Below are 19,225 nucleotides of genomic sequence, written 5' to 3'. Positions count from 1 at the left end.
CCATGACGTGTGCCCCCTTTACGGCCGCATACGCGGCTTAACGACCCTTTCCTCGGCCTGATCGGACACGCGCACATCAAGACCGACCAACGAGACAGGCACGGCATCGAGCGGACGTTCGCTCGTCCATTGTTCCCGCTTTTCGGCTGGAAGCCGATCAAGCGACTGGAACGAAACCCCCTCCTTCTCGTCGCGATACTCCCATGCCTTTGCGTTGGCCACTTGTGAGGCAATCGCAGATTGAAGATCCGCGTCAGCAATCCAGCGGATCTTGTACTCCCGACCACGATCGGCGCATATGAGCTTCACGAGATTGCCGTCGCGCTCGACCGGCTCTCCAACAAAATTCGCCGTGTGCCCGTTGAATCCATCCGGCAAGCCGACCACAATGTACGGCGCAATACTCGCACCCGGTACGGGTCGCCCCAACATCCGACCAGCAATCGCCCGAACACTGTCTGGCGAGCGACTTGCCACGACCATCAGAGCCCCGGCCTTACCTGAACGCGAAATTTCTTGCATCACCTGAGATTGAAGTGATTGATCGGAAGCACTAGCATTGCCACCGACCAAATCGGGAAGGTCTCGTGCAATCGGGCCATCAATTGGCTGCGGGCGCGGCGACGTCTTCGGATGCCGCGTCATCACAAGGAGGAGATACCGGCTGCCTTCCTTGGTCTCTTTCCACCATCCAGACACATCGTTGGTGTACTCGATCTGATCACTGTCGTACTCCGAATCGATCGGCTCATCTAGATGACCAAGAAGGTCCGATGAACGTTCCGTTCGCGTATCCGATGGATGAAGCATGCCGGACGAAAATATCCAGTCATTGGTGTAACTCAGCCCGGCCATCCGAAGGGAGATGGTGTTATCCGAATTCACCACAGCACTGACGTTTCCGCCCTCAAAAAGTGAAGCCTTCGGATCACTACACAGATTCCGGACAAGCTGTCGATCTGCTTCAAACAGGCGTACAGTGGTTCGCCCCGGCGGCACAGCGGTCGCTTGCATCGCAGAACCAGACAACTCGGCCATTTCTTGCTCCGCGTCCTCACGTGTGGGGTGGTTTATCCCCGTTACCATTCCACATACCGCGCCTTCATCATCGATCTCGAATACTGCGAAGCCATCATGGTCTTTCTGGCCGAAGTCATCCACAAAGTAATCCGGTCGAACTGCCATCGTCATTGACATACTCCTCTCCTGTACAAGAGCACTTACTCATTGACTACTTGCTTCTCAGCTTCATCGCAGGCTTGCTCTCCAACGATTCGGCATCCTTTACGTCTTCGTCCGCTTGTTGATCCACAACCTTCCAGCCGTCCACAAGCGTCTTGCGCCATCCAGAGGCGAACACGTCCTGTCCGTACTCGGCCTCGAGCTTGTTCTCGACAAACTTGTGCTTCGGATAGAACTGCGCCATATAGCGACGCGCGACTGCATCGAACACGCGCTGCTCTTCCGTCGTCAGGCCGCTGGCCAGTTCACCTGTCGGAATGATTGCGTGGTGCGCAGATACCTTGGAATCGTTCCAGCACGAATACTTGAAAGCCGGGTTCGTACCGCTCGCGAGCTTCATGTACTGTCCGGAGATTCCCTTCAACACGTCGGGCGCTTCTTCATGCATCGACTGTGGAAGGAACTGGCAATCGGTGCCGATATAGGTGACCATCTTGCGGGTCTGATACAGCGACTGCGTGGCTTTCGACGTCTCCTTTGCCGACATACCGTGCCGCGCCGACATTTCCGACTGAAGCTTCGCCAGGTTGAACGGCAATGGCGGTTCCTGCTCGCGGTCGATCGCGGCGAAGTGCGTGACAACGCCCTCCAGCCCCGCCTTGATACGCGCCACGATGCCCTCGGCAACGCGCCGATCGATGATTCGGCCTTCGCTGTCGATACCGGTCTGGTCCGCACCCTCCAGACGGCCTGTCCATTCGAGCACGCGGCCGTCAGGCAATTCGATTTCGGGCACGTAATAGGTGATCGCCTTGAAATTGCGGATCTCCAGTTCACGCATGACCACGAGACCGAGCGTCGGAGTCTGGACTCGACCCACTGACAGCGCTTCATCCAGGCGAACGCCGATTGCCGCCCGCACACCGCGCGAACCGTTCATGCCGATGAGCCAGTCCGCTTCTGAGCGAGCCTCGCCGGCGAATCGCCTGTTCACGAACTGTGGCTCACCGTTCTTTCTGCGATTCTGCGAAGCGAAGGCGTTGCGAAGCGAAGCCTCGTTGTTTGCGGTGATTAACACGCGCTCGACTGGTTTCCCGCTGCCATCGGGATTGAACCCGGCATACGCGATCACCTCGTCTGCAATCAACTGTCCTTCACGGTCGATATCGCCCGCGTTGACGATGATGTCCGCCTCTTTGAGCAGCTTCACGACCGTTCGAAGCTGGTCGGCCTTCTCCTTGTCGGCAAAGTGCCGAAACTTCGGCGGCAGAATCGGCAACTGATCGAAACCGCGCGCGGCCTTCTGCGCCTCGCTCATGTAGTCCTCGGGAGACCCGATTCCGAGAAGATGCCCGACATTGTTAGTGACGTAGTCGCCGTTCTTCAGCAAATACGCGCCCGGCAGACGTTTTTCGATGCCGAAGAACTCGGCAACGTGCTTTGCAACGTCAGGCTTTTCGGTGAGGATGGTGCGCTTAGTCATCGAGTGCCCTTACATAATTCGAAGTTTGCGAATAGGAGCCTGCGGAACGTCATCGGTCGCCGGCATGTAGTCGTCCGGTACCACAACGACGTTTTCAGCGAGGAATCTTTCCTTCGCAGCCCTTACTGCTGGCGGGTCGCCGTCCGCGACGACAGGAAGGGTGACTTCCGGCCTACCAACAACGCGGTTTAGTGCATTGCCGGCGTGATGGCCGACGTCCACAAATTGCTCCCAAATCACTGACTGGCCAGCCATTTCATGCTGTACGGTATCCGACGCCCCCTCAAGCAGATGTGCGGGTATCGTCTTCATGCGCGCGTGCTCGGCTGGCGTGAACTGCCGCAGCAATTCAGGATTCGTCGGGTGGCGAAGCTTCGGGTCGGTACTTCGAACGCGGCTGTAGCCTTTCGTGAGCGTCCCTACGCTCGTATCCGATGCGTCGAAGATCTGCATCTTGAAATTCTTGCCTTCGGCCTTGTCTCGCACCTGCTTGTCTTTGAGACCCTGCATCGTGGACCACCGCGAGTCGTCCGGCCCAATCGGGTCCAAAATCTCCGAGAGTTCACGCGGCAGGGTATCTGGAGGCATGAGCTGATCGAAATCGAAGCTGATCCCGTGGGTGACGGCCACCATGCACCAGCGCTCTCGGTTGTCGATGGCCCCCCATTCCTTACCGCGCAGTACGCGCTCATGGGTTGTGTAGCCGAGGTCTCGTAGCTGCGTGCGCAGGATGCTGGCAGACGCTGACGTGGCGTAGGTGACGACGTTCTCGATCAACACGACCGCAGGGGCGGCCTTGTTAAGCAGGATCAACGCAGACACCACCAGGTGTCCGACCTCCGGATGTTCCTCCGGGTGCTTCAGCCCTCGCTTTGCGACACCCGCCCGACTCGCACCACTGCAAGGGATTCCGGCCTCGAGGATCTCGACCTTCGGCACCTGCGCCAATGCACGATCGTCAAAGGCAAGCTCCTGCATCGGCGCAGCTAGAGGAACCGTGTCATGCGACCAAGCGTCGTTTCTCTGCGACGCATGCTCGATTAGCTCAGGCCGAATGTCATTTGCAAATGCCAGCTTCGCCTCGATACCGGCACGGCGCAGACCCTCATGAATCGCGTGGGTAAGAATCCCCCCGCCATGCGAGAGGCTTCCGATCGCCAGCGGCTCGCCTTGCTCCAACTTTTCTCGTAGTCGCTGAAACCGCTCCTGCTTCTTGATTTCCGAGGCGAGCGGGACGATGTAAATTTCACCATCCTTCGGAATGACTCGCACGGCCGCCATGCCGTCGAAAATGGCGAGCAGCGCCTTACTGTTCAAATCGATGACCGGCAGAGTCCGCTCACGGACTTTTTTCGGAGACACGATTCTGGTGCCATCTGCCTTCACCGTAAGAACAACGGAATTGCCTTTGACATCGATTTCGTAGCTGGCGCCCGGCTGAAACCCTGCCTTCTCAAGCTCCAGTCCTTGAAGCCAAATGCGCGGCTTCCCGCGATTGGCCCCTATGTTCTTGACGAAATAACCGTTCACAGCGTGGCCTCCGACGCACGACCTACGCCATACGGATTTTGGTACGCTGGATCGGCGAGGTGCCGTAGGCTTCGTGCTCCTCCCGATCCCATCGCTTATGGTCTTCGAGGTTGGCCGGCGGATAGCCCAACTCATCGCTGATCAACTCGCGAAGCGCCGCATCCCATTCCAACGAATTGACGTCGGAAACCTTGCGATCCACGAACGCACTAGGGTTCTCCTCATAGACCACATCGTCACGCACGTACAGCGCGCCGGCATTCAATCCATGCTGACGCGCGAATCGATTGAGGATGTAGACTTGCCGCTCCGTCTCTCGCCAGAAAGGCGAATCAACCTCGCAAATCGGCCGGAAGAACGCCGGATTGCTGTCGGACCACGGCGGCGGTGCAGCATGCTCGCGCGCGAAACGTGCGGTATTCAGCACTACCTTTTCGCCACGCAGTTCCAGATCGAGCACGTTGACGCGATGCGCAAGCGCGATTCGCCTGAGCATTTCAACCGTCCCCGGCGGCTCGCGCATCTCGGCCTGCATGGTGTGCCGCCAATCCTGCCCTTGCCCGGCTTCCGTTGACCGATTCCGCGCCCAGGTATAGCGCCCCTCGTCATCTACCGGTTCGGGCTCGACGGCGATAGACGCTTGCGTCGCCTCACGCTGCAAAAGTGCAGCTTGACCATGCAACGCCCCCCGGATTTTCTGGAAGCCTCGCGAGAGCGTGACCGCGGCTGCACTGACGATCGGGGCAGCTACCATGAATGCGAAGCCGCGCGCCTGGGTGTTGCCGCCGAACGACGGAAGCTTGCCCTCGATGCCACGAAGAAGGAACTCCCCAAAGGGGAACTGCCCAAGCGTCTGCTTGTACGCGCCAATCGCCTCCACGCTTCCATGCTGGAGAAGGCCAAGCTGGCCCTGAGCTTCCAGCGCACAACCAGCAGCCACTACCGTCGCGCCGATCACGGCAGGGAGACTGACGGCCATCTTGAGATCGACCTTCGACAGCTTTTCGGCGAAGCGCGCGAAAATACCTTCCGCCTTCTTTTGGAACTCGCTCATTGGCTGCCCTCAGTTGATGACCGGATACTCGTGCTCAACGAGTTCGCAGAACTCGTCGGCCATGCTCAACATGCCGACCGTCTCGGGGTTGGCGGCGTCGATCCGGCCGGCCACGTAATCCGATAGAAAGGCTGCGTAGACCATCGCGTGGGATCTGACGATGCTCCCCTCGTCGATCCTCACAGCGCATGCATCCAGGCGCGGGATCAAGCGCTTGGCGCGTTCCTTGTGGGCAATAGCAGCGAGTGACATTCCCAAGCTCCAGAATATGTGTATCGTTGTAATGATACGTAGTTTACAGGATAAAGCAAAACCGCCGATTCACGGACGATAGCGGGCCTTCGGCGACTCCGGCATTTCAACGTTGGCCGCTCCGTGCTCCGAAAGGAAACGTTCCTTGGCGGAGCGGACCGCGGGCGAATCGCTCTCGCCGATGACCGGTGCGCCCCCCTCATCGTTCGTGCCAATTTCCACCGTATCAATCCAGCGCAACACCTTTAGGTGTGTGATGGCGGTCTGCGCCATCCCGTTGTATTCGTCGTGCTCCTTGATCTTGAACGTCGCCTCCATCGATCGGCCGACACCATCCTTGACTTCGATTGGGCAGGCCGAGGTTTTCCACTTGATTCGATTGCCATCGTTATCACGAAATAGCACGAGATCCGACGATCCGTAAATCGTGTCGAACGGAACCACCCGCTCCACAGTGAGGGAACCGGACGCCTTCTGGCCCGGTTGGCCGACGTGCTCGCTGCGCTTTCGGCTCTCAGCTTTCTCAGCATGTGCTCGCTGATACACCGGCACCGTCGCGGCCGCGAACGCTAGGTGATTGCTCTTGAGAGATATCGCATCCTGCCTCAACAGCAGCTTCACGTTGCGATCAAACGTCGATTCTTCGTTTTTGTCTTCGATCCACACGCGGACTGCGTTCGCTGTCTCCACGTGCCGCTCGTGCTGCGCAATGTATTTCTCACGAAGCTCCGCGTTTTTTCTAAGCAGATAAGGCAAGGAAAGAGCGTCGCTGTACGTCGGAGACAAATCCGTTTCCCGCGCTTTTGATGCGGACACGAAGCCAAAGTTTGCAGCCAAGAAGCTCACATCGGCGAGATACTGGTCCGTTCTGACTGCGTTGACGCGGCCCGAGCGCCCGAACTCAGCGAAGTCGTCCTCGGCGATCTTGATGACGTTCCACATCTGAGCCATGAACAGGGCCGCAGCCGGGTCGATGCCCGTGAAATCCTCCAGGCAGTTGCTGCCGACCTCCTTGTAGTCGCCGGTTTCGTCATCACGCAGGAGGTATCCGTCCTTGCGGCGACGATTGGTGTTGCAATGCTCGCATTCGATAGGACAATCGGCGCGCTCAGCCAGTACCACGACATCGGACGCATCGCGCGAGACCGCGAAGGCAAGGTTCCCGCCCTCGATGGCTTCGAGCTTGCCGATTACGCGCCAATGCCCGAGCTTGATCTCCGGGTACTCGATTTCCAACCGCTTAATGAGCACAGGATGGTCAACGTCCTGCAATCGCTGAACGGGGACGAGGTGAGTCAGAAGCTTGTCCGCGTCTCGACCAACGTATTCGCTCTTGCGCTCGTAGAGCGCATCCTGCGCACTAACGATTCGGATGGGCGACAAGCCGAACTTCGAAGCTTTCTTGTTGAGCGCTTCCAGCCGCTTTTCGAATGCCGCCATCTGCCCCGGCTCGACCAGCACGGTGGAAGCGTTCACGACCTTCTCTTGCGCCTCACTCATTCTGCTTGCTCCACGCGCATGAGCCGGATCGTCTCGGAGAAGCGCTCAAAAAACATCTCGTCTGCTTCGGCCCGGAAATGCATTTCGCCAGATTCAGCTTGCAGCAGGGCAACACCGCTCGTGACGCTCGACTCCCCATCCAACGCCTCATAAACACCGAACTCCACCCGCTCGCCCTCTCGATCAAGCCTCGCGGTGACCGTAACGCCAGGCGCATCCATCGACCATGTGACTCGCGCAGGAATGTCGGTCCCTACCAGGCCGATTTCTGCCATAAATTCTGTTACGAACATTTCGACGCTCCCTACATACGCGGGCGCACTGAAGACGCCGCAGGTTCGTTGCCTTGCTCAAGGCGAGCCATGGTCTGTCGAAAGAATGACCCGCCTTCGAAAGTCGTCTCTGCTCCACCGAAATATCGGATGTCAGCAGCAATGACGTTCCAGCCGCTTTGCAAGGCGACCTGAATGCGATGGTTGCCTTCGTAGATGCAGACCTCTTCGCCAACATCGATGTTGATCGTCACCGGCTCGAGCATGCCGTTCTTCGCGATATCCACCTTGAACTGGTCCCACTCCGCGGCCTCGTAATTGCCGAACCGCCGACTGCCTGACTCATCCACGGTGAAATCGCGACGTTCGCCACGCACCCCACGCATGTGTGCAAGCGCAGATACCGGGATGATGACGACTTCCTTGCGCGTCAAATGACGCTTATTGCCAAACTGGCCCTTGTAGTTGGCCTCGCTGAGTATTGCCGGAGCCTCGTTGCCGCGAGTTCCTACTCCCGGCTCAACGGTGGACGCCGCCTCGGCAAGCTTGTCGAACTCGGAATCCTTCACTCCCGTTAGCCATTCCGGCCCGAATTCGTTGCGCAGCCGTTGCAGCTCGCCGGGAAATGCTGCCCGCAGCCATCCGGACAGCAACTTATGCCTCCACGTCCGCCCATTCTCAGAGCGGAACTGCACGAGCGCCCCGAGGAGATCGGGAGGTAACTGCGAAAGCGACGGCTTTTCGTAGTCCTGCGTCATGTATAGCAACTCCTATTGAGTGTGTATCTGACCAATGATACGCATCGAAGTGTTGTGTCTCAATGCACTTATGCCGCAAAACGCGGTGCCGTCCCCGGCCCCTTTCGGGACTCGTCCACCTTCCCTTCAATCGCATCGGTCTCGCCGTCGTCACCCGCAAACTCAGGCAGAAGGCGCTTGGCAGAATTGGCGTCGATGTAGAACGCCTGCCCGCACCGGCTCATCAAAACGTCCATGACATCATCCATTTTGTGGAAATCTACCGACACGCTCATCGTTGCCCGATTGCCAGCAAAATCGCCCGTGATCTTCGTGAGATCCTTATTGCCGAAAACGACGCCCCCCACTGCTTTTGTGCCACTGGTCGAGATCGTCAGCGACGCCGGCCGACTGCGATCGAAGATGACCTGGCACTGCTTATCGTTCAGCGACGGGGACGCGATTAGCTTGATGCTATATCCTTCGGCATACGCTTTTTCGAGCACGGTTGAGGCGAGAGTCCGCGTAAGCGCGACCGGCATGTTGAGTACGTCATCTTGCGTAACCTTCGAATACAGCACAACCGCTCGATGGCGCGCGCCAGTTTCGTCGGTAAAGATTGCGGCGTTGCCAAGGCGATGCTCAGCGACAAACTGCGAGGCGGCGAACATGTTGCCGGTCAGCACGTTCCGCGAGAAACGGATCGTGCCCGGTTTCGCCGCATCAAATGCTTTCAACGGATTGGTATAGTCGCCGCCGAGCAGATGGTCCGTTGAGAACAGCGGATCGCCAATAAGCTGGTTCAGCGTGAACTCCTGCCACTTATCGCTGCCCGGCGCGATCACACGAACACTGTACTGCCCAAGAAGGTGTGATTGAGAGCGCTTCTCGGGCGGGAACAGCGACACGATCATCCCCTTTTCTGCCTGCTCCTCCATCCCACTGAAATTGATAATGCTGCCGGGCACAACAGTCGGCAACACGCGACGAATCCATTGGTGTCGGACCGACGAACCCTTAACCGGATTGGAATCTGCCGATGCGATCGCCTCTTCTACCGACTTGAACTGCGGGAGCGACTTCAGCGCCTGCTGCTGGACCCTCTCAAAGCACTGGTCCACGTCCTGCAGGATGGCATCACAATTGATCCGCCACTTGTCGAGTTGCCCGATCGCATAGCGATGTTCCACCAGCTTGAACCGGTTGTCCTGCTCTGTCAGGAATTGGCGCCCACGCTCGATCATGCGCAGCATGTCTTCGGACGAGTACGGAATAACCTCCTCCTCCCATTCGACACGAGAAATGTAGACCGGCAAATCGAACACCGACCCGTTGCGCTTGCCGGCGCGAAAAACCTTCTGGTCGACGATCTTGCCACGCCAGTCCCAGACGGAAGTCTGGAACGGGTTAACGCCCTTCGATTCCATCTCCTTCACGGTTTCGTTGAAGACGCGCGACAGTTCCGCGTATGCCTCCTTCTGCTTCGCTACGGGCAGCAGTGCGATCCGACCGGTCAGCTTGTTAGCGAAAAATGCCTCGTCCTCACTCGATGTCTCCTGCTCGGGATTGATATCGAGCAGCGCGGCAATGTCCGGGTTCTCTTCCAGGTAGCGGCGGCAAATTTCATTGCCGACAGGATTGAGAATGTCGGGTACGTCCTTCATCTCCGCCTGGTTGTTCCGGTTCGACTGCGTGTTCGCGGAGAGCTTGCGTAGCTTCGTGTTCTGCATCGCAAGCGTGCGCTTCTCGAAGGGAAGCGAGGTGATCACCGATTTGATGCGCGGCGAATTGACCTGTCCGCGGCGGTTCACCCGACCGAAGAACTGAACTCGCTCAGCGACGTTGTTGGCGATCTGCGCCTCGATCAGTTCGCGCTGCCGGCGATCTGCAAACTTGGCGCTGGAGTGCGCAGACAGACCGGTAGAGCCGGCGCGCGTCAACGCGGTCGAATCAAGACGACCGTTGTTGAAGTCCGCAAGGGTTTGGAGCCTCTGGTCCGGCCTGATGCTGACGATGATCTTGCCGGGGTCGTCGGGAGAGGGACGTGTCTGGAACGAACGCCCGGAGATCTCGCCGCACGAATACCCCGCGTCGTTGAGTTTCTGGCGCAGGGTGTCGAGCGGCGACACGGGTATATCCGGCAGCTGAGCGATTTTCGCTGCGATATCGTTGATCGCCTCGTCAATCGCCGCTGCTTCCTCTTTGTTTTTCGCCTGATCGGTGACGTGCACGTAGCGGCCCTGGCCGTAGTCATTGCGCACGTAGATGTATTCGAGCTTGCGCGCGACGCGTTGCATAACGTCACGAAAGGTCATCGCATCGACAGTGCGCCCGTCCAGGGATGCAGTGAGATTCCGTGCGGCCTCTTGGCTGACTTCACCCTCTTCGGCATCGATCTTTTGGGCTTCCGCGAGCGCCTCCTTCAGCAGCGACTCGAAGGTCTGTTCCAGAACAATGACTGGCTTCCGGTTTTCCTTCAGGGCAGTGATCGCCTCATCAGCCACCTTTTCAATTTTCAGCGCGAGCGCGAACTGACGAAGAATGTTGTACAGCCGAGAACCGAACCCTTGATAGGACACGCCCATCCGGTTGCCCTCACGCACGGATTCCGGCAGGCTTTCGAGCTTCTGCTTGATCTCCTTGTCCATGCGTCGCATCACCCTGCCAACGTCGCCGGACAGGTACGACATGGCCCGCAGCGCGGCGCTGAGTGCATCGGCCCACTGCTCGTCTCGCTCGTTCGTTTCTTCGGTGACGACCGTCGAGAATTCCAGCTTCGAAAGGTCATGCTCACGCCGGATGAATACGCCTTCCTCGGCGAGCATTGCAGACAGGATTTCCTGTAGCGGCTCGCCGCCCGCTTGCAGCGTGTCTGCGAGGGATTCGACGGACACACTTGATGGGAACACCTTTGCGTAGGCACGCATATTCTTTGCGTTCTTCGCAAACGTCGCACTCGAATACATGCACGATCCCGCGTGCTCCACAGCGAGACCAATGTTGTCCGAAGTGTTCGACTCGCCGGCGGCCACGTGAGACTCGTCCAGTAGCAGCATCGCACCTTTCGCGGCCGCAGGAAGCCATGCTGCCTTCTTGCTCGCAGACCGCTCGCGGTTGAACTGCGAGTAGGTCGAGAACATGAGGTTGTAGCCCGAGTCATGCAACGAAACATCGTTGTCCATCAGTTGCTTGATGACGGCGGGCTTGGTCGCAGGAATCTCGATCTTGTTGGTGTCCATATTACGCACCGGCTCGCCGTCGTTGAGGATCAGCGGTCGGAACAGCGTGTGCGAGTCGATGTCCTTCAGATCCCTCCAGAAGTCCGAGAACAGGTTCGCCTTCTCGGTGTTGAACACCACCGGCTGATTGTTGAGAGCGGCGTAGCGGGCCAATGCTGCAAGCACACGCCCCTTCCCCTGCCCCGTCTGGTCCCCGTTGATGAACCCTCGCCCTTCCTCCGCACGTTTGATAGCAAGCCCGATTGCATCGACCTGCTCGGCAGAAAAGGCGAGTTCCATTTCCTCGACGGTTAGTTGCAGTTTTTCCGCGACGTAGCTGTCCACGTCCATGCCGATTTCCTCGACCAGCTTCGCCAGCGCGCGGCGCACTGGCTCTTCGAGGTTGCGAGGAATCATCGCGCTCGGCTCGTTGAGCTTTGACGCCGGAATGTACGGGGCCTGGTAGTCGTTGAACTCGGCCTGTACAGGCTGCTCGACCGACGCTACATCGCCGGCCTCATGGCCGTGCTGTGCCGGTTCTTGCGGACTCTCTACGGCAGGCTCCTGATCCGTCACGCTCGCCTTATCGAGTTCGCGCCATAGCTCGGATAGCTTGAACTGGTGCCCACCTGGCGCATCAACCATGACATAGCCGGCCTTCACCATGGGCGCGCCGGTCTGAAAGGTCCGGCCGCGGTATATCGACGGCATCACATCGGCAGCGGTCATCGCGCCTGATTGCCGTTGCCATCGCAGGAATTCGAGCGCAGCCGCTCGATCGACGGCCTTCCCGTCGTCATCATTCGATTCAACGGACACGACGGGAGTGAGTTTGCGGGCAAGCGCCTGCACATGCGTCCATAAGGATTCCCACGTATGAACGACTGGCAAGCGCTCGCCCAGCCGATACTGTTTCGATCTCAGCGCCTCGGCCGCTTCCTCTGGCGAACGCCGTCGGCCAACGGTCACCATTCGAACGGGGTACTCTGCGCCCTGTTTCTTGTAGAGCGCACCGTCAAGTTCGATTGCGTCTTCGATCTCGTAATGGTCCGCCAGCCACGCGAAGAAGCTCTTGCTGCCGCCGGCGACCTTGCCTTGCTCAATCAGGCTTTCACGATCGGCCGCGATGATGAAGACGCCTCGACCAACGTCCTTGCGCTGGCGAAGCGCCTTGAGCACGATAAGGTGATCGACGCGGTTGCAACGCAGATTCTCGAACGCCACGGGAGAGGATAGGCCACCGAACGGCGGATTGGCTGCTACGAACGTGAAATCGGAATCGAGCGTAGCCGCGATATCGAGCACGTCGCCCGTCACGAGGCGAATGTCAGTCCGCAGCGCCGCTACTTGCGCGGATCTCGCCGGGTCGATTTCAACGCCCGTAATGTCCGTGCCAAGCGGAAGCGCCGTGACAAGGCTGCCATTCCCGATAGTAGGTTCGAACAGTTTTGCACCCGCTGTATCGCCGAGGATGTGCTGAACCGAGATCGACATCGGGAGCGGCGTCGAATATTGCTGATTCTCGACCGAGGTGGAGGTCCGATAAGCGAACGTCGGCTGATGCTCGGCGAGTGCTACCGCGAGCTTGAATGCTTCTGCATCTGCCTTCTGGTGCCGCGAGAACAGACAGCGATGCATCGCTGCTTCGACGGATTCCTGAACAGCCCGTAGCCGCGGGTCGGAGATTTCGAGCGAACGCGACTCGCCATAGACGATGCCACCGAAGTGCCTCAGATCGGCAGAGTCCATGTTCTTGCCAGCCAGCATCTCATCAACGAACGCATCCGCGCAAAGCGCCAATGCATTCGGCGACGTTGCGCGAAGGTACGATGCCGCAAGGGCCGCAGACGCGTCGTCATCAACCGACATTGCGTCCGGCCGCAAGTCACGCTCGCGCGAGACAGATCCATCAGCAAACGTGAGATAACGAGTGCCGTCATCATCCCGGCGCACGACATGTCCCAAGGCATTGCGCCCGAGAACTGCACGGTCCTGCTGACGCTTCTCGGACGTGTCGGCGGCCTGCCCCGTGACTCGAATCCAGACATCCGACAGCGGCAGATCCCGAATGACGTTAGCAGGAAAGATCTTGCGCAGCGCTCCAGTCTGGATATCAGTGCCGCTCCGGATGAGCGTCTTTCCAGATCGCGAGGGCTCGAATCCAAGAGCCTGCACGGCGGTCCACTCGGCAGACGCCGGTATCACGCCGGTCAGAACCAGGTTGACGGTCTTGTCGTTCAGTTGGAAGAGGCGCAACTTGACACCGTGGGCGGACAGGTCAAGCCACTTCATTGTTTCGGGCGTTGCCATCGCTTCTATCCTCGATCGTGGGGCCGCAGACTATAGTCACCACCAAAGAAAAAGACCGCGCTAGGCGGTCTTTTTCGTGGTTGCAGGAAACTGCCGTGGCATCGGCTTACACGCGCATGCGCGGCGCACTTGCTGCCATAGCTTCGGTCGGGATGGCGTTCTTCACGACATCATCGATCTCGAACGGATCGTCGAACGGCTCGTCTTCATCCGCGACGCTTGCCGGCACGACGGCCGCGTCGGTATGCTGCGCGATTTCCTTGTTCTCGGCGATCGCGGTCGGCTTGCCACTGAAGAACGGCGTGGGCACGTCGCGCGAATGGAATAGCGACGGCTTGTTCGACAGCGGCTCGGCCGACGAAAAGATCTGGCCGCCTTCGACCTCGTGCAGCACCATGTACGATTGCGCGAAACCGGTCAGACCCTGGTCCGCCTTCGTGAACCGGTATGCCCGATTGACCTGCTCGAGGCCGGACGCGCTCTGTTCGAACGATGCCTTCGCTTGCGGGCCGAGGCTCACGCGCTGCCCCGGAACGACTTCGATCGACAGGTCGGGATCACCGACGAGTTGAGCCACCTGCTTGCCGGACTGCGACGCCAGGAATGCTTCGACGGCCTCGGCGGGCGTCGCGTGCGTGTACTCGCGGGTCTCCTTGTTCTTCTTGACCGGGAGCGCGAATTCGACCGCCTTGCTCACTTCGCCGTCGGACAGACGCACGAGCGCGATCGGGCGACCCTTGATGCCACCGGCCCCCGAAAACGCGTCTTGCAACGCTGCCTTCAGTTGTTCGGCCGACGTCACCTGCTTGGACGCCGACGGCATCAACGCAGTCGCATTCGCATAGCCGATCTGCCGGCCCGCGCGCTCGGCATAGCCTACCGGATCGATGCGCAGCAACACGTCGCTGACAACCTGGCAGTGCTTCGGATACTTCGCTGCCGACTGGAGCCAGCCGGCGTTGACCACACCGGTATCCGACTCGGTGAACGCGCGCTGAACGATGATCGTGCCGCCCGGCTCGGTCTTCGCCTTCATGCCCTTGAGCACCGACTTGCGCATTTCCTCGCTCGGGAGCGCATTCATCAGTGTCGAGACCTCGCCCTCGTTGGCGATGAAGTCCTTGACTTCGGCGCGCGGTGCCTTGAGCGGCTTGTCGCTCTTGTACGGGCGCAGAACCACGGTCACCTCTTCACCCGTATCCAGACGGATGCCCGTGATCGCGTCGCGATCCTTCGAGTCCTTTGTATAGCCCGCCACCTGGAGGGCGAAGTTTTCGGTGGCCGGCAGATCGCTCTTCGAGCCGCCGATACGTTCCTGAATCGCACTCAGTTTCGACATTCCTTACTCCTTCATTGGGAAGCCGGCGCAACGCCTGGCTCGGATGGGACGCAATGCCCCTGAAGGGCTTCGCGCGCGGTACGCACCAAATTGCGTATCGTAGTAATGATACATACTTAATCGGGCGGGGCAAGGAACGTGCCGGACGGCCGTCTATTGTTGTTCTATGCGGCAATGGTTTGTCATATGGAGCAATGCTAGGCGGTCTCGGCCATGCGCCAGAGTTCAACCCGAGGCGCGCTCCGATTCCGATCAACCCTCAAGAATCGGCCCGCGATGACGAAAAAGCGCTTTGGCCCCTAAAAAACTCGTCGCCGTGTCGCGCCCGTTACAAAACTCTGACAATAGTCTGCTGCTGACTATTGTCCTCAAACCCACAATTCTGGCCCAGACGACCGGGCCGGGAATTTGAACAGTCAAGCCAACAGCGCATTTGCCGCCACATTGCGAAAGCTTCGAAACGAACGAGGCATGTCGCAGTACACCTTGGCGAAGGTGACAGACCTCGATCGGACCTATATCTCGCTTCTCGAACGTGGTCTGCGTTCGCCAAGCCTCGACACGATGCTCGCGCTCGCCAAGGGCTTGAACGTATCCCTCGTTGAAATGGCGGCTGCGGTGGAATCGGTGCTGCTCGCCAGCTAACCGCCGAACACCCTAGCCGAGATACCTTCCGCCACCGCTTCCGCGCCGGCCGGAGTCAGGTGCGAGTCATCGAACATGACGATGTTCCCGCGGCCCGACCCCGTGCGGGTGATGCAGCCCGCCGCATTGCACATCGCGTCGAATGCAGAAACGTACTCGATACCGAGCTGCTTCGCGATCGTCACCCCGTCCCGGTCATACTGCCTTGATGCGGGATCTAATCCGAAAAAGGAACGCGCCGGCATTTCCTCGTGATGCTCTCGCCAGTAAAGCCAGTAGAGCTTCGGCAACGAACTTTGCCAGGTGGCAACCTGCCCGATCAGGACAATCCGCCCGACACCGGCTGCACGCAACGCGTCGACGGTTGCCGAAAGCGCGTGAAGCCGATCAGTGGTCCAATTTGCGGTCAGCAACACGATAGCCGGCTTCGTTGCATTCACTACCTCGATCACACGGGCATTCGCTTGTGCGCACCGCGGATCTCCGCCGAAGACGGGAGGGCATCCAGAGGTGCTGAATTGCGCCAGCCGCACACCGCGCGCGCTGCTGACACTACGCACGCCGGGATACAGCGCAGCGGATCGCGAGTCGCCCCACAACATAATGAGTGGACCGGTGCCGGCATCCACGCAGGAGTCACTGAAAGACTTGTCGGAGCCTTCGAGATAGCACGCGCCGCGACGCCAAATCTTGTCGCGGTCGAAGTTCACGCCGTCTGCGAATGCGCCGACCATGTGGGACATTCGAAACTCCAGTCCGCCACGCTGGTAGGCGTTGTATCCAGCAAAGCCGCAGCCCGCCATCAGAACGACGAGAATGCTCACCACCACGCGAGGGTGCCGCGATTTCCTGATGGGCGTCTCGATATATCGGTACGTCGCCATCGCTAACGGGAAGCAAATCAACAGCGCGACGACCCGCCATACGGCCGGGACGGCACTGCCGCTCGAGATCTTCAGCGCAGAGAGCAGCGGCCAGTGATACAGATACAGCGGGTAGCTGATCAACCCGATCATGACGAGGGGTCGCCAGCCAAGTACGCGAGAGGCAAATGTCCGACTCGCGCCTGCGTCAATGACGAGATAGGCTCCCACGGTCGGCATAAGCGCCCACCAACCCGGAAACGTCAAAGATTCCTTGAGAAATACGAACGAGACGGCCAGGAGAAGTAACCCGACGATGCCCTTGGTGGAGGCGCGGCTCGAAGAGGCGCTGCTGTCAGCGGAGTGTCGATAAGCAAGCAGCGCGCCGAGCATCGGCTCCCAAGCTCGTGTCCACGGTGCGTAGAACGCCTCAACCGTGTCGTGGCGCACCACCGAAACGTTCAGCGCAAATGAGCCAAGGCCCACAAGCACGATAGGCCAGTACGTGGACTTACGCACTCGCACAGTCGCGAGAAGCAAGATGGGCCATGCCAGATAGAACTGCTCCTCGACGCCAAGAGACCACAGGTGAAGTAGTGGCTTCAACGCAGCGGATACATCGAAATACCCGGCTTCGTGCCAGAGCACGAGATTAGCAACGGAACCCGCACCGCCGGCGATGTCGAGCCCCAACTGTTTGAATTCCTCGGGTAGCATTTCAAACCAGCCGAACCCGTAGATGCAAACAAGTACCGGCAGCAGCGCCGGAAAAATCCGCCGAATACGTCGTCCATAGAACGCGAAAAAACTGAAGGTGCCGGCGTCGGCCTCGCGCAACATATGCTTCGTGATGACGTAGCCGGAGATCACGAAGAACACATCCACGCCGACAAACCCGCCTGTCAAAACTGCCGGGAATGCGTGGAAGATGAGAACCGCCAGTACGGACACGGCTCGCAAGCCGTCGATGTCTGGACGGTATCCAGAAATGCTGTCAGGGGTAGTAGCTACTTTGCTCGATGCGTGATTTGGCGATTTAGCGCCAAGGCCGTTCCGTAAAATTTCCATGTTCACTGCGGTGTGTTCGGTGAAGGAGCCCGCGGCAGAGCAAGCGCCCGCAATTATCCCCGAGTGACACGGAAATCGAAAGAATCATCACGCGCCCAAAATGGCGCACATGGCGGACAAAAAGAAGGAGTATGCCGAGATTCTGCGGTTGGCGGCCGAATCACCCACCATTCGGCAACTGGATGATCGACCGCCATGTGCGCTAAGCCATCATTCTTTCGTAGCGTGGAGATTGATCGTGAAATCGCCCCATGCGCTGCCCCAAGAAGTCGACGCGGGTATGTAGGTCGGGCCACCAACTGCAATTCGGTAAGAGCCGGACATCACACCGTAACCAGTGCCGTCCTGATCGCCCCAATTTCCATTGGTATCGACGACCGCACCGTTGATCGTGAATGTTGCCCCCGCCCACGCAGATTGCTGAGAATAGGCGACACCAAAAATGTCCCACGTGCCAGCGCTCGGAAGCGTGATCCCGCACGAATTCGATTTGCAATATGCCACCGCGCTCCCACCACCGCCTGGCGGAGTCCACACGCCATTTTGGCAGAACAAAGGACCAGAACCAGAAGTAGCAATCAACCCGTTAGGCCAACAACCTGCGCCCTGCGCTGCCCACCCGTTCGGTTGAATGTATTCGTTGGCGAAAAGCCTCCCTGCAACCACCAACTGACCGCTTCCACCGCCCCCACCGACGATAGTCTGTCCGCCGGACCACGGATTCAAATACAGAGGGCCGTTAGCATTGACGTTCAGTTGCCCCCCGCCAATAACCGTAGCGGCATTTGAGGCCAAGTAGACGTTGCTGTTCGTCGTGATTTGACCATTGGACCAGATGGTCCCATTCGCGTTGACGTTTCCGGAAGCGTTCACACTGGCAGCGTTGACGTCCGCCGCTGCCGTCCCTGCCGTGTTCTGGACATAGAGCGCACCGTTCTGCCTGATAGCTGAGTTCGAGCCGTCTCCATAAAGAAACGAACTCCCGATCTGCACACTGTTACCACTCGGCGTAACGACCTTCTGAGCGTTGACCGTCGCGGCATTCGCGATGTTATGCAGCGTTCCTGTCGTACCCTGGAAATTCAGGTCGCCTTCCATGGGAAGCGAGCCATCGCGGCGAACAAAGGCAGACCATCCGCTTGAGCCATATCCGACCCGCATCGCAAGCACACCGGCAACGTTGCCCACCGGATTGGTATCCGTCCATGATCCGTTCATGCCGGTCAGCGTGCCAGGCGTGATGGTGTCCGAGTAGCCACCGTCGCCACCAATAGCGGCCGCTCCATCCGCGAGAGTCAAAGGCTTCCCTGTCGAAGGATCGGTGATCGCCCCACCGATGTACACATTGCCGGCAATGTCGCACGCCGGCGCAACGCAACCGGCTGGAACCTTCGAGAGGGAAACCTGATACGGAAAACCGTAGGCGCTCGTCGTTGAGAACCCGGCCGGGATCACGTTGATCGCCTGAAGCTCCGCCATCGTCGGCGCATACTCATTCGCTACGCCGGGGATCGCCGTGCCGTTGACCAGGTTCGAGTAGTACAGCGCGAGATACTTCCCGTTGACCAGGTTGCCAATATCGAGAAGGATGCCACCCTGTGCAGACATCTGCTCCGAGAGCATCTCTTGCCGCTTTTCCCATAGCCCGACAGTAGCGAATGCAACTGCGATCGTCGCGCCAATACCGAGCGACACCAGGTCATACACACCGCGCTGCCCCGCGCGCGAACCAGCAAGAATGCGACGAAAACAGAAATCCATTTGCACGTCCC

General features: G+C 59.0%; 13 protein-coding genes. 1 reads left to right on the top strand and 12 read right to left on the bottom strand.

The window, feature by feature from the left end:
* Nucleotides 1–18: 18 nt before the first annotated feature.
* From G3N96_RS04940 to G3N96_RS04895, 10 genes are all read right to left on the bottom strand, one after another.
* Complete coding sequence (locus G3N96_RS04940; RefSeq protein ID WP_206136462.1) at nucleotides 19–1,197, bottom strand: hypothetical protein; 1,179 nt, start codon at nucleotides 1,195–1,197, stop codon at nucleotides 19–21.
* Between the two features lie 34 nt (nucleotides 1,198–1,231).
* On the bottom strand, nucleotides 1,232–2,665 hold the full coding sequence (locus G3N96_RS04935; protein ID WP_206136461.1) for a DNA topoisomerase: 1,434 nt from the start codon (nucleotides 2,663–2,665) through the stop codon (nucleotides 1,232–1,234).
* A gap of 9 nt (nucleotides 2,666–2,674) precedes the next feature.
* Nucleotides 2,675–4,195 carry a DNA cytosine methyltransferase gene (locus tag G3N96_RS04930; RefSeq protein WP_346778877.1) on the bottom strand — a complete coding sequence of 507 codons (1,521 nt, stop codon included), beginning with the start codon at nucleotides 4,193–4,195 and terminating at the stop codon, nucleotides 2,675–2,677.
* Nucleotides 4,196–4,217: 22 nt separating this feature from the next.
* Nucleotides 4,218–5,249, bottom strand: coding sequence for a hypothetical protein (locus tag G3N96_RS04925; RefSeq protein WP_206136459.1), 1,032 nt, complete (start codon nucleotides 5,247–5,249; stop codon nucleotides 4,218–4,220).
* A gap of 9 nt (nucleotides 5,250–5,258) precedes the next feature.
* Entirely contained in the window at nucleotides 5,259–5,501 is a 243-nt protein-coding gene (locus G3N96_RS04920) for a hypothetical protein (protein WP_206136458.1), read from the bottom strand.
* A 69-nt stretch (nucleotides 5,502–5,570) separates the two neighbouring features.
* Nucleotides 5,571–7,001, bottom strand: a complete 1,431-nt coding sequence (locus G3N96_RS04915) for a hypothetical protein (protein ID WP_206136457.1) — start codon at nucleotides 6,999–7,001, stop codon at nucleotides 5,571–5,573.
* Nucleotides 6,998–7,294 (bottom strand): hypothetical protein, encoded by a 297-nt coding sequence (locus tag G3N96_RS04910; RefSeq protein ID WP_206136456.1) that lies wholly within the window; start codon nucleotides 7,292–7,294, stop codon nucleotides 6,998–7,000. The genes G3N96_RS04915 and G3N96_RS04910 overlap by 4 nt, the downstream gene beginning before the upstream one ends.
* An 11-nt stretch (nucleotides 7,295–7,305) precedes the next feature.
* A complete protein-coding gene (locus tag G3N96_RS04905) occupies nucleotides 7,306–8,031 on the bottom strand; it encodes a hypothetical protein (protein ID WP_206136455.1) in 726 nt (241 codons plus the stop codon).
* Between the two features lie 68 nt (nucleotides 8,032–8,099).
* Complete coding sequence (locus tag G3N96_RS04900) at nucleotides 8,100–13,538, bottom strand: strawberry notch C-terminal domain-containing protein (RefSeq protein WP_206136454.1); 5,439 nt, start codon at nucleotides 13,536–13,538, stop codon at nucleotides 8,100–8,102.
* A gap of 106 nt (nucleotides 13,539–13,644) precedes the next feature.
* Nucleotides 13,645–14,877, bottom strand: a complete 1,233-nt coding sequence (locus tag G3N96_RS04895; RefSeq protein WP_206136453.1) for a hypothetical protein — start codon at nucleotides 14,875–14,877, stop codon at nucleotides 13,645–13,647.
* A gap of 408 nt (nucleotides 14,878–15,285) precedes the next feature.
* Here G3N96_RS04895 and G3N96_RS04890 point away from each other — a divergent pair, with 408 nt between their 5' ends.
* Nucleotides 15,286–15,522, top strand: coding sequence for a helix-turn-helix transcriptional regulator (locus G3N96_RS04890; RefSeq protein ID WP_206136452.1), 237 nt, complete (start codon nucleotides 15,286–15,288; stop codon nucleotides 15,520–15,522).
* Here the strand turns inward: G3N96_RS04890 and G3N96_RS04885 are convergent.
* Both G3N96_RS04885 and G3N96_RS04880 read right to left on the bottom strand, forming a co-directional pair.
* Nucleotides 15,519–17,453, bottom strand: a complete 1,935-nt coding sequence (locus G3N96_RS04885) for an acyltransferase family protein (RefSeq protein WP_206136512.1) — start codon at nucleotides 17,451–17,453, stop codon at nucleotides 15,519–15,521. The two genes, G3N96_RS04890 and G3N96_RS04885, sit on opposite strands and share 4 nt — an antisense overlap.
* 210 nt (nucleotides 17,454–17,663) lie before the next feature.
* Nucleotides 17,664–19,214, bottom strand: coding sequence for a shufflon system plasmid conjugative transfer pilus tip adhesin PilV (locus G3N96_RS04880; protein WP_206136451.1), 1,551 nt, complete (start codon nucleotides 19,212–19,214; stop codon nucleotides 17,664–17,666).
* Between the last annotated feature and the right edge of the window lie 11 nt (nucleotides 19,215–19,225).

The organism is Burkholderia sp. Se-20373, from assembly GCF_017104705.1.
In the GTDB taxonomy this organism is placed as follows: domain Bacteria; phylum Pseudomonadota; class Gammaproteobacteria; order Burkholderiales; family Burkholderiaceae; genus Burkholderia.
Note: the sequence above shows the minus strand (reverse complement) of the source record. Positions and strands in the feature narration are given on the sequence as shown.

Coding starts and splice junctions, on each gene's coding strand:
- G3N96_RS04920 (WP_206136458.1), bottom strand. CDS start 5,501: ATGTCACTCGCTGCTATTGCCCACAAGGAACGCGCCAAGCGCTTGATC.
- G3N96_RS04885 (WP_206136512.1), bottom strand. CDS start 17,453: ATGGAAATTTTACGGAACGGCCTTGGCGCTAAATCGCCAAATCACGCA.
- G3N96_RS04925 (WP_206136459.1), bottom strand. CDS start 5,249: ATGAGCGAGTTCCAAAAGAAGGCGGAAGGTATTTTCGCGCGCTTCGCC.
- G3N96_RS04895 (WP_206136453.1), bottom strand. CDS start 14,877: ATGTCGAAACTGAGTGCGATTCAGGAACGTATCGGCGGCTCGAAGAGC.
- G3N96_RS04910 (WP_206136456.1), bottom strand. CDS start 7,294: ATGTTCGTAACAGAATTTATGGCAGAAATCGGCCTGGTAGGGACCGAC.
- G3N96_RS04900 (WP_206136454.1), bottom strand. CDS start 13,538: ATGGCAACGCCCGAAACAATGAAGTGGCTTGACCTGTCCGCCCACGGT.
- G3N96_RS04880 (WP_206136451.1), bottom strand. CDS start 19,214: ATGGATTTCTGTTTTCGTCGCATTCTTGCTGGTTCGCGCGCGGGGCAG.
- G3N96_RS04940 (WP_206136462.1), bottom strand. CDS start 1,197: ATGTCAATGACGATGGCAGTTCGACCGGATTACTTTGTGGATGACTTC.
- G3N96_RS04935 (WP_206136461.1), bottom strand. CDS start 2,665: ATGACTAAGCGCACCATCCTCACCGAAAAGCCTGACGTTGCAAAGCAC.
- G3N96_RS04905 (WP_206136455.1), bottom strand. CDS start 8,031: ATGACGCAGGACTACGAAAAGCCGTCGCTTTCGCAGTTACCTCCCGAT.
- G3N96_RS04915 (WP_206136457.1), bottom strand. CDS start 7,001: ATGAGTGAGGCGCAAGAGAAGGTCGTGAACGCTTCCACCGTGCTGGTC.